Annotated in this window: 10 protein-coding genes; 9 read left to right on the top strand and 1 reads right to left on the bottom strand. The window is 37.0% G+C overall.

Annotated features, from left to right (window positions below; genetic code table 11):
• The first annotated feature begins 6 nt into the window (after positions 1–6).
• The 9 genes from ilvN (at position 7) to JL102_RS10655 (ending at position 9,558) form a co-directional block, all read left to right on the top strand.
• A complete protein-coding gene (ilvN, locus tag JL102_RS10695; protein WP_202244390.1) occupies positions 7–558 on the top strand; it encodes an acetolactate synthase small subunit in 552 nt (183 codons plus the stop codon).
• A 24-nt stretch (positions 559–582) separates the two neighbouring features.
• Positions 583–1,629: a ketol-acid reductoisomerase gene (gene ilvC, locus JL102_RS10690; protein ID WP_202244389.1), complete on the top strand. Its 1,047-nt coding sequence runs from the start codon at positions 583–585 to the stop codon at positions 1,627–1,629.
• Between the two features lie 74 nt (positions 1,630–1,703).
• Positions 1,704–2,969 (top strand): threonine ammonia-lyase IlvA, encoded by a 1,266-nt coding sequence (gene ilvA, locus JL102_RS10685; protein ID WP_202244388.1) that lies wholly within the window; start codon positions 1,704–1,706, stop codon positions 2,967–2,969.
• Between the two features lie 194 nt (positions 2,970–3,163).
• Positions 3,164–3,586 carry a hypothetical protein gene (locus JL102_RS10680; protein WP_202244387.1) on the top strand — a complete coding sequence of 141 codons (423 nt, stop codon included), beginning with the start codon at positions 3,164–3,166 and terminating at the stop codon, positions 3,584–3,586.
• Positions 3,587–3,784: 198 nt separating this feature from the next.
• Positions 3,785–4,552 (top strand): transporter, encoded by a 768-nt coding sequence (locus tag JL102_RS10675; RefSeq protein ID WP_202244386.1) that lies wholly within the window; start codon positions 3,785–3,787, stop codon positions 4,550–4,552.
• A gap of 388 nt (positions 4,553–4,940) precedes the next feature.
• Entirely contained in the window at positions 4,941–5,741 is an 801-nt protein-coding gene (locus JL102_RS10670) for a class D beta-lactamase (protein ID WP_202244385.1), read from the top strand.
• A gap of 128 nt (positions 5,742–5,869) precedes the next feature.
• Positions 5,870–6,652: a hypothetical protein gene (locus JL102_RS10665; RefSeq protein ID WP_202244384.1), complete on the top strand. Its 783-nt coding sequence runs from the start codon at positions 5,870–5,872 to the stop codon at positions 6,650–6,652.
• A gap of 177 nt (positions 6,653–6,829) precedes the next feature.
• Positions 6,830–7,825, top strand: a complete 996-nt coding sequence (locus JL102_RS10660; RefSeq protein ID WP_202244383.1) for an NADP-dependent oxidoreductase — start codon at positions 6,830–6,832, stop codon at positions 7,823–7,825.
• Positions 7,826–8,022: 197 nt separating this feature from the next.
• On the top strand, positions 8,023–9,558 hold the full coding sequence (locus tag JL102_RS10655; RefSeq protein ID WP_202244382.1) for a response regulator: 1,536 nt from the start codon (positions 8,023–8,025) through the stop codon (positions 9,556–9,558).
• Here JL102_RS10655 and JL102_RS10650 read toward each other — a convergent pair.
• Positions 9,542–12,580, bottom strand: coding sequence for a PAS domain-containing hybrid sensor histidine kinase/response regulator (locus JL102_RS10650; RefSeq protein WP_202244381.1), 3,039 nt, complete (start codon positions 12,578–12,580; stop codon positions 9,542–9,544). The genes JL102_RS10655 and JL102_RS10650 overlap by 17 nt on opposite strands.
• Positions 12,581–12,805 lie beyond the last annotated feature (225 nt).

The following is a 12,805-nucleotide window of genomic DNA, read 5'->3' as shown; positions in this document are numbered from 1 at the left end:
AATAAAGTGAAACAGTCATACACCATAGTAGTATTTACAGAGAATAAAATAGGGTTACTGAATCGTATTTCTGCTCAGTTTACCCAAAGACATATCAATATCGAGAGTCTTACTACTTCAGAGTCAGAGTATCCTGGTATTCACCGCTTCACAATAGTGATAGAGGATACAGAAGAGAAAACCAGGAAAGTAGTGAAGCAAATAGAAAAGCAGGTAGAAGTGTTAAAAGCTTACTGTTTTACTGATGCTGAGACCATACATAGCGAAATCGCTTTGTACAAAATCAAAAGAGAAGATGATCTTGATTTGGAAAAGCTTCACAAGGTGGTAAGAGATAATAATGCCTTTGTGAAGGAGATGCTTAATGGTTTCATAATCATAGAAAAAACAGGTACTAAGGAAGAAACTCATAAGCTTTTTGATGAGCTGTATCCTTTTGGTTTGCATGGATTTGTGAGGTCTGGAAGGGTATCATTATCGAACCAAATGAGTACTTTCAAAAGCTACCTAGAGGCATTGGAGACACATTCGAAAGAAATTATAACAGACAATTTTTAATACAAATAACTAATTAACTAGAACATGGCAAAAATTAATTTTGGCGGAGTGACAGAAGAGGTGGTGACCCGTGAGGAATTCCCATTGGCAAAAGCTCAAGATACATTAAAAGAAGAGACTATAGCAATTATTGGATATGGAGTGCAAGGCCCAGGTCAGGCGCTTAACCTTAGAGATAATGGCTTTAATGTTATTATTGGACAAAGAAAAGAATCTAAAACCTGGGATAAAGCCGTTTCTGATGGTTGGGTGCCTGGTGAAACTCTTTTCGAAATAGAGGAGGCTTGCGAAAAAGGAACTATCATTCAATATCTGTTATCTGATGCCGGCCAGATTAGTTTGTGGCCAACAGTGAAAAAGCATCTTACTGCAGGAAAGGCGCTTTATTTTTCTCACGGCTTTGGAATTACTTATAAAGAGAGAACAGGTATTGTTCCGCCGGAAGATATAGATGTTATTTTGGTGGCGCCTAAGGGATCAGGTACTTCATTAAGAAGAATGTTCCTTGAAGGCAGAGGGCTAAACTCAAGCTATGCTATATTTCAGGATGCTACAGGTAAAGCAAAAGACAGAGTGGTGTCTTTAGGCATAGGTGTAGGTTCAGGATATCTCTTCCCTACCGATTTCAAAAAAGAAGTATACTCAGATCTTACAGGCGAGCGTGGTACGCTTATGGGAGCTATCCAAGGTATATTTGCTGCTCAGTATGATGTACTAAGAGCTAATGGTCACTCTCCTTCTGAGGCTTTTAATGAAACAGTAGAAGAACTTACTCAGTCTCTTATGCCTTTAGTAGCAGAAAATGGAATGGACTGGATGTATGCTAACTGTTCTACTACTGCCCAAAGAGGAGCTTTAGACTGGTGGAAGAAATTCCGTGATGCGTCTAAGCCTGTATTTGAGGAGCTATACAAAGAAGTAGCAGCAGGTAATGAAGCACAGAGATCAATAGATAGCAATAGCAAGTCAGACTATAGAGAGAAGTTAGAAGTAGAGCTTAAGGAGCTTAGGGATTCTGAAATGTGGCAAGCAGGTTCAGAAGTGAGAAAGCTCAGACCTGAGAATAACTAATAAAAACAACTTTAGGTAGCAGGCAGTCATTTTGTGACTGCCTGTTATTTTATAACAACTTTTTTAATAAGATCATGAAGCCGGAAGTGAACAAAGCAAGAATATCAATAGATAATATATTAGCAGCAGCAGAAAATTTAAAAGGTGTGGCCATTCGTACTCCTCTAATGCCTAACCCTATTCTTTCTGATAGGTTTAACGCTAATATTATGCTTAAGAGGGAAGATCTTCAGGTGGTACGATCTTATAAGATAAGAGGAGCTTATAATAAAATAGAAAGCCTTTCTCCTGAATTATTGACCAATGGTGTGGCCTGCGCCAGTGCTGGCAATCATGCTCAGGGTGTTGCTTTCGCTTGTGCTAAAAAACAAATTCAAGGCACTATTTTTATGCCTACCCCTACGCCGAGTCAAAAAGTGAATCAGGTGAAGATGTTCGGGAAAGAGTATGTGAAAGTGGTGCTCACAGGAGATACTTTTGATGATGCTTTTGAGGAGGCATCTAAGTTTTGCCAAGAAAATCAGGTGATGTTTATTCCTCCTTTCGATGATGAAAAGATTATTGAAGGACAAGCCACTGTAGGTAAAGAAATACTGGAAGATAGCACCGAACCTATTGATTATCTTATCCTTCCTATAGGAGGAGGAGGCTTGGCCTCTGGTATGAGCAGTTATTTTAAAACCCTCTCTCCATCTACTACCATAATAGGTGTAGAGCCAGCTGGGGCACCGTCTATGCGTGCTTCTCTGGATCAGGGCAAAGTAGTCATACTAGACAAAATAGATAAGTTTGTAGATGGGGCAGCTGTGAAAAAGGTTGGAGACCTTACTTTTGAAATCTGCAAAGAGCTTTTAGACGATGTTATAACCGTTCCTGAAGGTTTGGTGTGTGGTGAAATATTAAGACTTTATAATGAGCAAGCCATAGTGGTAGAGCCTGCTGGTGCATTGGCTATTACAGCTTTGGAAATACTCAAAGATAAAATTAAAGGCAAAAATGTGGTTTGCGTAGTGAGTGGTAGTAATAATGACATTACCAGAACTATGGAAATAAAAGAACGGTCTATGCTTTATGAGGGGCTTAAACATTATTTTATAGTCAATTTCCCTCAAAGAGCTGGTGCCTTGAGAGAATTCCTCATAGATGTTTTAGGGCCTGATGATGATATATCTCACTTTGAATACTCTAAAAAGAATGCCAGAGATAGAGGACCTGCACTAATAGGTATAGAGCTTAAAAGGAAAGAGGATTTACAACCATTAATGGATCGAATGGGGCGTAAAAATATTACGTTTGAGTATGTAAATGATCAGCCTCAATTCTTTCATTATCTACTCTAAATAAGTATTTGGTTAATACATAGAGTGTTATGATTTTAATGTTAAGTTGTAACCACTGTGATAGGATTTAAATTATAAGTTTAAAATATTAGAGGTGAATTATCTTAGTCAGAGTTGTTCATTTTCTTTAAGATTGTACGTATACTTAACTTTTATTGTACTTATATTTAGCTGATTTTTTAATATTTAATTTTATGAAACTTATACCTGTTGAAGAAAACGACCGATATGTTCTTAGTGTTGATGAGGAAATAAGTCTGGTCTGTTTTAAATGGGAATCTAACTTTTTGTCTAAGGATATTTTTAAAGAGGTGGTATCTCATTTGTCTGAATTTGTGTTGAATAAGAAGCCATCTTTCTTGTTGATAGATTCCAGGAAATCTAACATAACTATTACGGATGAAATACAGAAATGGCACGACGATACTATCGTACCTAGATATATTGATGCCAACATTAAAGGGATGGCTGTATTGAATTCTGAAAGTATTTTTTCTGATATAACGCATAAAAAGACTTTTGGGAAAGAGAAGGCGAAACAAAGTCTTAAAACAGAATTTTTCTCTGATGAGAAAGAAGCTTTGGATTGGTTTAACAATCTTCAATCTTTTAACTAGCTAGTCCGTCTGTAAGTAGAGTCTTAGTGCTAATCGATTGATTTTAATCAAGATTACCATTAAACTTCAGAGGTTAAATTTTAAATATTAAGATAGGTTCACTATTCTCTATTGATATTGTACTCTATCTTATGTATCTGAAAATTATTAAACTTTCTTTTGATAATTTCATTATACTATCAAACGATAAGATCTGCTATGAATAAATTTTTACTGTTAAGTATTCCTCTTCTGTTCTTTGTGCAACTATCCGTGGCTCAGAATTCCATTTTTACTGATCGCCCTAATACTACTGATGCTATTCAGTTGCTGGCTCCGGGGATGCTACAGGCGGAGCTGGGCTACTCAAGAGTAAAAGAAGGGGATTTTACTTCTAGTGATATTCCTAACCTTAATTTGAAGTACGGAATATCTAACTGGCTAGAGATGAGAGTTCAGACATCTTACGGTAGAGATAAAATGGATATTGAAGGTTTAGATACTCTTTCTAATGAAGTAGACGGCCTTAAGCCAATTACTATAGCTCCAAAAATTAAAGTAGTAGAGCAAAATTTTTTGAGGCCCGCCATTACCTTTGCTCCTGTTTTTACTCCGGGGAGTATTGGCGCTGAAGGTTTTAAAAATGATCATTTTAACTATGGGTTCAGACTATTATTAGAACATGTTTTTAATGATAAATATTCATGGTCACATGGCTTTGGTGCCAATTGGGATGATTCTAGAGAAACCACTTGGGCGTATTCAACGGCCTTTTCAGCATCTTTAGCAGGTAATTTAGGCGCTTTTGCTGAAATCTACGGCTATTTTGCCCATGATTTTCCTTCATATCATGTGTTTGACGCCGGCTTTACCTATGGCGTTACTCCTGATCTCCAGTTAGATCTTGCAGGAGGTCTGCCATTGAGTGATACTGCTCCAGATTATACACTGACAGTAGGAGTAAGCTGGCGAACCAGCTTTAAATAATAATTGGAAGAAGTGACGATACTATAAATCGAAAGATGGCAATATTAGACACCTTAAAAGGCTATCAAAAGTTTTGTGAATCACACATATTTCTTGGTTAAGGTGTCGCATGCCTGGTTTCTCAAGCTCTTAATTCTCCTCTGTTCTATTAGGTAAGGTTATCTTTATTTGTTCGTTTTAGAAACAGTATAAGGCCGTAAATTTTACTGTGATTTATACGGCAACCGAATTGACTGTAAAGTCAGAATTTCCATAACATCATTTGGAAGGTATTGAATAAATATGGTTCGCTTCTAGAATCGTTTATCTTGTGAAGGATGCATTTTAGTGACATCTTTGCTGCCAATTAGATTCGAGATTTCTTTTCACTTTTTATAAAATCATTTCAATGCGAATTATTATCACCTGCCTTCTACAGTTGGCATTTTTAACTTTAAATGCGCAAAATACTTATCAATCTTTGCTATCAGAATGTAAGGTAGAGGGTAGCGTTACGGTTTATAATTATCAGACGGGTCAGTACATTACCAATGATGTAGAGGATAGCAATAGGCCCACACTTCCGGCATCTACCTTTAAAATCATTAACTCATTAATTGCTTTGGAAAATGAGGTATTAAAAGATGATAAGGAGTTAGTGCCTTGGATTGGCAAAGAAAATTATGATGAGTCAAAATACGGTAACAGACCGGATACTTACCGTGATATGTCGTTAGCGGATGCTTTTAAGTTTTCAGTACCTTGGGTGTATGTAGAATTGGCCAAGGATTTGAGTAAAGAGCAGTATAAGGAGGTGCTTGCCAAAGCGGCCTATGGAAACAATAATCTTTCAGTGGAGGGATATGATTTCTGGAATTTTGGTGGTTTTGCAGTGGCGCCAGTAGACCAAATAAAGATGCTTATAGGCCTTTATGAAGAAAAACTTCCGTTTTCAAAAAGGTCATTCGGCATAGTTAAAAACATGATGGTGGAAGAAAAAACTGATAACTATACGCTAAGAGCTAAAACAGGCTGGACTAATAAAGATGGTCGAGATATAGGCTGGTGGGTTGGTTATGTAGAAAAAGGAGAAGAGGTTTATTTCTTTGCTACCCGAATTACCAAAAATCGTAATGAAAAAAATGATCAGTTTCTTGGTTGTAGAAAGCATATTACTAGAAAGGTATTGCAAGAATTGGGTGTGCTTTAGGTTGTGATATAAATTTTTAATCTTAATTTAAGATTAAAAAATAATCAAATATTTTAATTATAATATATTTTACATATATTATGTATATTAAATATTATAAATAATTAACTTATTAAAATCTTAAAACCATGTTATTCAACCTTAGAAAAACTGTTTTCGCCACCCAGTATTTTGTCTTTGCTAGTGCATTGATAATTGGGATGTTTGCTTCATGTAATGAAGAGGAGGAGTCTACAATGATAAGTGAACCTCAACAGCATAGAGAGACGTTGTTTTCAAAAGATTTGAAGGTTTATGATCAGTCTGGGAGATATTATGTAACCATGAGAATTAGTGCTAACACTGAGGTGTTGCTTCAGGAGAATACTTCTGGTGTGTATAAGCTGATAGTTAATGAACAAGTGAATGAAAGTAAGCAAGCGCAATCAGGTGATGAATTAAGTTCAGTTGATTTTGAGGACGACGAAGTGATAATGATAGATCATTTGGATAACAACTTGGATCAAAATGTAACGAGTTATTCTATTGCATATACTGCACCAATTCCGTCAGAGAATTCAAGGGCTGGCTGGATTTGTAAAAAGCGCACATATTTGCATAAGGGCTGGGAAGCAGATAAATTGTATCTCAAAAATGAAAACGGGGTTAATAGGTTTAACGGTTCAGTCTATTATTTGAAGCAGTATCTAAATTCTACTACTTTTAATGCCATGACCACTAGTGATATCACAGGTGGAGTGAATAAATGGACTTTGAAATCAGGGTTTGGAGATATGACAGGTAAAGGAGAAGTAAGTGAATGGACTACGTGTGTTGATGGCTATAGTTATGGAATGGCGGTAATAGTAAATACCAAAAAGTGTGCTGATTATAGTTATACCTTTACTGATTTGCATTGTGGAGCTGAGTAATATAAAATAGATATACTGGAAAAAAAGGAGGGCTGTAGTACCTCCTTTTTTTGTTAGCTACTACTCTTTAATTGACGCTGATTTAAAGGAACATTGTGGAGTTGATATCGTTATATTCTTGGGTGTTTTTCACATGAAAAGCACAGAATATAAAAGTGTTATAAAATATAAAATGATATGGTAAAGCAGATAATATTAGCAGAGAGACCAAAGGGAGAGCCTAATAAGGAAGCATTCAAAATGGAGGAGCGTGAGCTGCCCGAGTTAAAGGATGGAGAAGTATTGCTTACGGGTAAGTTTTATTCCGTAGATCCATACATGAGAGGTCGTATGAGTGATTCTAAGTCATATGTAGCTCCTTTTGAAGTAGGAGAGCCTATAAGTGGAGGAGTAGTGGCTCAGGTAGAAGAGAGTAAAAGTAGTGATTTTGCTAAAGGAGATTATGTAATTGGTAACTTGCCATGGGCTACACAAACTGTGGCTGAAGCTAAAGAACTTAGAAAAGTGGGGGAAGAAGATGTGCCCTTACATTATTACCTTGGTGTACTGGGTATGCCTGGACTTACCGCTTATTTTGGGTTGATGGACATCGGTCAACCGAAAGAGGGAGAAACTGTTGTGGTATCCGGAGCTGCAGGAGCAGTAGGGTTAGTAGTAGGGCAGATAGCCAAAATACAAGGTTGTAAAGTAGTAGGCATAGCTGGATCTGATGAGAAAATAGAGATGTTGAAAAGTGAATTTGGCTATGATGAAGGTATCAATTATAAAACCGCAGGTAATATGCAAGAGGCGGTGAAAAAGGCTTGTCCTGATGGCGTAGATATTTATTATGATAATGTAGGCGGTGAAGTCTCTGATGGGGTAATAATGAATCTTAACTTTCATGCAAGAATTCCACTGTGTGGGCAAATATCATTATATAACAGTAAAGAGACTCCTACAGGGCCAAGAATACAGCCTATGTTGCTCACCAGAAGTGTTCTAATGAAAGGCTTTATTGTGAGTAATTATCAAGACAAATTCCCTGAAGGAATGAGAAAGCTCGGTCAATGGATAAGGGAAGGTAATGTGAAGTTCACAGAAACCATTGTGGAAGGCTTTGATAAGCTTCCAGAGGCTTTCTTAGGACTTTTTTCCGGGAAGAATCAAGGAAAAATGATAGTACAGGCTTAAAGGCCATTTCATTACATCTGGAAAAGGTTATTTTAAAGCACCCTGCTTTAGAATAACCTTTTTTTATGGCTGTGTATGTTCGTATACTTTAAATGATTATATTATACATCTCTTAAAGGTAATTTTTGCTTTCTTTTTATCAGATCGATATCTTATCTTTAATGAATTTTAAAGTTTTGATTCGGTAATTATAACTAGTGGATAAGGAAGAAAAAGAACGCTTGAAAGTACTTCATTCATATCAAATCATGGATACTGATGTGGATGTTATTCTTGATAATATTACTGCACTGGCATCTAATATTTGTGAGGTACCTATATCTTTAATCTCTCTTTTGGATGATAAACGGCAGTGGTTCAAGTCTAAGGTAGGGATTGATGTTACAGAAACACCAATAGAGCAGGCTTTTTGCTGGTACCCAGTAAGAGAGCGACAGTTTATGCAGGTAACTGATGCTACCTCAGATGATCGGTTTGCGGATAACCCACTAGTTACTAGTGATCCCAATATCAGATTTTATGCGGGTTGCCCACTTTTGAGTCCTACAGGCCATGCTTTGGGCACGTTATGCGTTATTGATGATAAGCCGAAAGAACTTACTGAAAAGCAAAAGGAATCTTTAAAAATGCTAGCCAAGCTAGTAATGGCTTACTTGGAGAAGAGTAAGGAGCAGCAAGTTCTTATGGATGTCATTAATACTAAAAATGACCTCTTCCACCTCATGAGTCATGAAATAAAAGCTCCACTTAATGAGATTATGGGAGTTTATTACCTGTTAGATGATCCTAAACTGGGCTATAAGATAGAGAAAAAGGATGTGCAGCTACTGAAAAATTCTACTGAAAATCTTTTTAATGTAGTTAACGAGCTGTTGGATAATGATGAGATGTATGGAGGGGAGCTTAAGGATAAGCAGATAGTTTTTAACCTTAAATCATTATTAGGAGAGCTTATTACAGAGTTTAAAAATGATAAGGATAATCTAAAAATCAATTATGATCTGGCTATTCCAGATTTTTTAGTAGGTGAACCGCTACGGTTAAAACAGCTTCTAAGATTATGTCTTCGTAGATTCGCTAAGAAAACTCCTAATTTGCTAGTTCTTTTTATAGAGCTTTTAGAAGAGGGGGAGGAGCAGCTTAAGGTGTCTTTTTCAGTGTCGCGAGCTGATGGCTTAGGGCATTTCACAGAAGATACTGATAATTTTCCTATCACTTTTACCGAGCAGCTGATAAAGATGCTTGGCGCAGAACTTGAGCAGACAGAAGACGCCATCAATTTTACGCTTTATCTGAGAAAAATGGATTATTCTTCTGGTATGGCCCAAATGAATAAAGATGAAAATGTGCTGGATGGCTTAAAAGTGCTTTTGGTTGAGGACATGGAAACAAACCGGTACATAGCAGGTAGATTTCTAGATTCTTGGGGTATTAAATATGATGTTGCTCATGATGGTTTTGAAGCTTTAAAGCTAGTGGGGAATCATTATTATGATCTCATTCTTATGGATTTACAAATGCCAGGAATGGATGGCTATGAAGCTACTGAGAAGATAAAAAGTATAGAGGCGGGTAAATATAGTTCTATACCCATCATCGCACTTACGGCATCAGTAACATTAATGGGTAAGGGGCGCTTTAGCGATAATGGGTTGGAAGGTTTTATCTCTAAGCCATTTAACCCTCAGGAGCTAAAGTCATCTATCCTTAGGGTGGTTAAACGGAGTGTTTAAGTTCCTTGATTTTAACCTCCAACGTAGTCAGTGTGGCTTGGGTGGAGTCTTCTATTTCTTGAATTTCACTGTTTAGGTCGCTAATTTCGTTTTCTTCTACCTTTTTAGTGGTTTCTCTCAGTTTGGTTAACAACTTATCCAGGCTGAAAAGCTCAAAGGATGGTTTAAGTTTATGAATCAGTCGATGCATTTCATTGGTATTAGATTCATTGGCAGCGTTGCGAAAATCATCATAAAACATTTTAAGCTCTTTATTAAATGATTCTATCAGAGTAATAACAAAGGTGGTGTCATTTTGAGCCATTTGATAGATCAAGGTGAAGTCAATAGTGTCTTCAGTTATTTCTGATTTAGCGCTCTCTTTTGATGGGTGAGCAACAGCGCCAGCTTTCTCTACAGCATGTAGCATTATTTTTGATTTAAGCTCTTCTGGGTTAATCGGTTTGGTAAGGAAATCATTCATGCCTACTTTCATTACTTTTTCTTTAATGTTAGTGGTGGCATCTGCAGTAAGTGCAATTATTGGTAGCTGATCATAAGCTGAATTTTTTCTGATTTCCTGTGTAGCTTCGTAGCCATCAAGCACGGGCATTTGTAAGTCCATTAGCACCAGATTATAGGTGTTGGTGGTAAGCTTTTCTATGGCCTGCTGTCCATCGTCAGCTACTTCAACCGTTATCTGCCAGTTTTCTAGAAATTTAGTAGCTATCAACTGATTTACTACATTATCTTCTACCAATAGTATTTTTAAGTTAGCTAGTTCTTTCACGTTTTCTGTTTTAGGACTATTTGTAACTAAATCTTTTTTTGCTTTAGGAAAAGTAATGTTAAACCTGAATTCAGACCCTTGGTTAACTTTGCTAATCAGCTCTATGTCTGAATGGTGTAATTCCAATAGTTTTTTGGTAATGGCCAGGCCTAGTCCGGTGCCTCCAAATTTTCTGGTGGTCTCTTTTTCGGCTTGTGTGAATCTTTCAAAAATATTTGCTTGGTACTCTTCAGGTATACCAATGCCCGTATCTTTAATAGAGAAGCTTATAGTAGCCTCATCTTGAGCGTCTTTAAGTAACTGAATGGTAATGCGGACAGTACCTTCCGAAGTGAATTTAACGGCATTACCTACCAGGTTTACCAGAATTTGATTAATACGTGTGGTGTCGCCGATCAGACTTTCAGGAATGTCATTATCATAAATGAAAGCTAGCCTGATTTGTTTTTCCTGGGCTTTAAACTGAAATGATTTTCTGATATTATTAGCCAGTTCTTTGAGATTAAAAGGAACTGTTTCCAGGGTTATTTTCCCTGCTGTTATTTTATTGAAATCAAGGATATCATTAATAAGAACTAAAAGATTTTCGGCTGAAAACTGTAATGTTTTTAAGTTTTCTTCCTGATGTGGAAGCTTCTCTTCCTGTAATAGAAGGTGAGTCATGCCTATCACGGCATTCATAGGGGTTCGAATCTCATGGCTCATAGTAGAGAGAAACTCTTCCTTGGCCTGGGCAGCGAGTTCTGCCGCCTCTTTTGCGTTTTTCAGTTCCTCTTTATGGAGTTTTTCAAGAGTAATATCTTCTGTAAGCATAATGATGCCACCGATTTTTCCAGAAAGATCATACCAGGGTCTTACCTCCCATTTTAACCACTGAATGCTTCCATCATGTCGTTCAAAGCGATCCTCTTCCGCCTTGCAGATTTCTCCAGCAAGTGCTTTTTGATGCGTGAGCTTCCATTCTTCTCCTATTTCAGGGAAGATTTCATAGTGAGATAGACCAATAATTTTTTTATCGGACAGTTTATAGTTTTTGTACCATTTGTCACTGGCGGCGATGTATTTCATGTCAGTGTCAAACATGGCTATGGCTGCAGGGGCAGCATCTACAAAGGCAATAAGTTGCTCCTCGCGCTTGCGGTCATGGCTAATATCTTGAAAAACTCCATAGAGTTTAATTGCGGTATTGTTTTGTATTACGGGTTGCCCGATAGTACGAATGTACTTGTAGTTACCTTTGGCTGATATAATGCCTAGTTTCAAGTCCCAACTATCACCAGTTTTTACACACTCCTCTATGGTTTTAGATATTATGGGCAGTGATTCTGAATCATAAAAGTTAACAGCCTCTTCTAAAGTAGGCACATAGTCCTCATCCACTTCATGAATTTTTCTGGTTTGTGAAGACCAAAATATTTCTTGAGTTTGTAAATCTACCTCCCAGTGGCCTATTTGAGCCATTTTCTGAGCCTGATCTAAGAGGTCAGATTGTTTTCGGGCTTCAAATTCTGAGTTTTTCCTGTGAGTAATATTGCTGCCTACTATTATGGCACCTATAACAGTGCCATCAGTATCGGTAACAGGGCGGGCATTAACGCTTATAAAAATGCCTTTTTTAGTAATATTATTAATCACATAGAGCTCATAGTTATCAATATATTCGCCATTTAGCACTCTATATTTTGGGTGCTCCTCCATTGATAGAGGCGTTTCTTTATCCGGGTGCAATATATTGATAGAGCTAGATGTGATTTCTTTGACCGGAGTTTTTAGGTCAAAACCAAACATTTTCTTACCTGCAGAATTTACTTTGATCAGTTGCCCTTCTGTATTATAAACGGCTACAGATTCAGACATGGAATTTAAAATGTAATTGGTAAGATCAAAGGGTTGATCTTTGCTGTCTATTTTGGTAGGGGCGATGATTGACGCTACTACCGATCCTTGCAGGTTTTCTTTTTCAGAAAAGGAAAAAGAAATGGTTTGTTTTAAAGCAAGCTTTTTGTTGAACTTAAGCCAATAAACGGCTTTTTCTTTCTTTTGGGAGAGTTGTAATTCAAAGGCTTTCTCTATTTCATGAGCGTTAGTGGCCTGCTTCCAAAAAGGTTTACCTATGAGTTTATCTTCATCAATTCCTATAAATGAGAGAAATGATTTATTAGCATAGGTAATATGACCTTGAGCATTTACGCCATATATCAAGGCCTCTAACGTGTCAAGAAGGTTTTTATAATCTACCGCACTTTGTAACATACTACAATAATATTAAATACTCGCAGAAGTCTTGGCTGAAGTAATAAAATCGACTTTTTGGTTAAAAAATAAAACTATGTTAAGTTAATAAATAATGGGGACATGCCTCTTTTTTGAAGTGCAGATGTATGGGGTAAGCATAAAAAGAGGCTGGCTCAAAAGTATCTGCTTGATTTAGTGTCATATTAAAGTACTCAAAATATCTCCCTGTTTAGAATAATGGAG

Source organism: Fulvivirga sediminis, assembly GCF_016757215.1.
GTDB classification, from domain to species: domain Bacteria; phylum Bacteroidota; class Bacteroidia; order Cytophagales; family Cyclobacteriaceae; genus Fulvivirga; species Fulvivirga sediminis.
The sequence above is the reverse complement of the archived record's forward strand: the minus strand, read 5'-3'. Positions and strand labels throughout refer to the sequence as shown.

Coding starts and splice junctions, on each gene's coding strand:
- JL102_RS10680 (WP_202244387.1), top strand. CDS start 3,164: ATGAAACTTATACCTGTTGAAGAAAACGACCGATATGTTCTTAGTGTT.
- ilvA (WP_202244388.1), top strand. CDS start 1,704: ATGAAGCCGGAAGTGAACAAAGCAAGAATATCAATAGATAATATATTA.
- JL102_RS10650 (WP_202244381.1), bottom strand. CDS start 12,580: ATGTTACAAAGTGCGGTAGATTATAAAAACCTTCTTGACACGTTAGAG.
- JL102_RS10675 (WP_202244386.1), top strand. CDS start 3,785: ATGAATAAATTTTTACTGTTAAGTATTCCTCTTCTGTTCTTTGTGCAA.
- JL102_RS10660 (WP_202244383.1), top strand. CDS start 6,830: ATGGTAAAGCAGATAATATTAGCAGAGAGACCAAAGGGAGAGCCTAAT.
- ilvC (WP_202244389.1), top strand. CDS start 583: ATGGCAAAAATTAATTTTGGCGGAGTGACAGAAGAGGTGGTGACCCGT.
- JL102_RS10665 (WP_202244384.1), top strand. CDS start 5,870: ATGTTATTCAACCTTAGAAAAACTGTTTTCGCCACCCAGTATTTTGTC.
- JL102_RS10670 (WP_202244385.1), top strand. CDS start 4,941: ATGCGAATTATTATCACCTGCCTTCTACAGTTGGCATTTTTAACTTTA.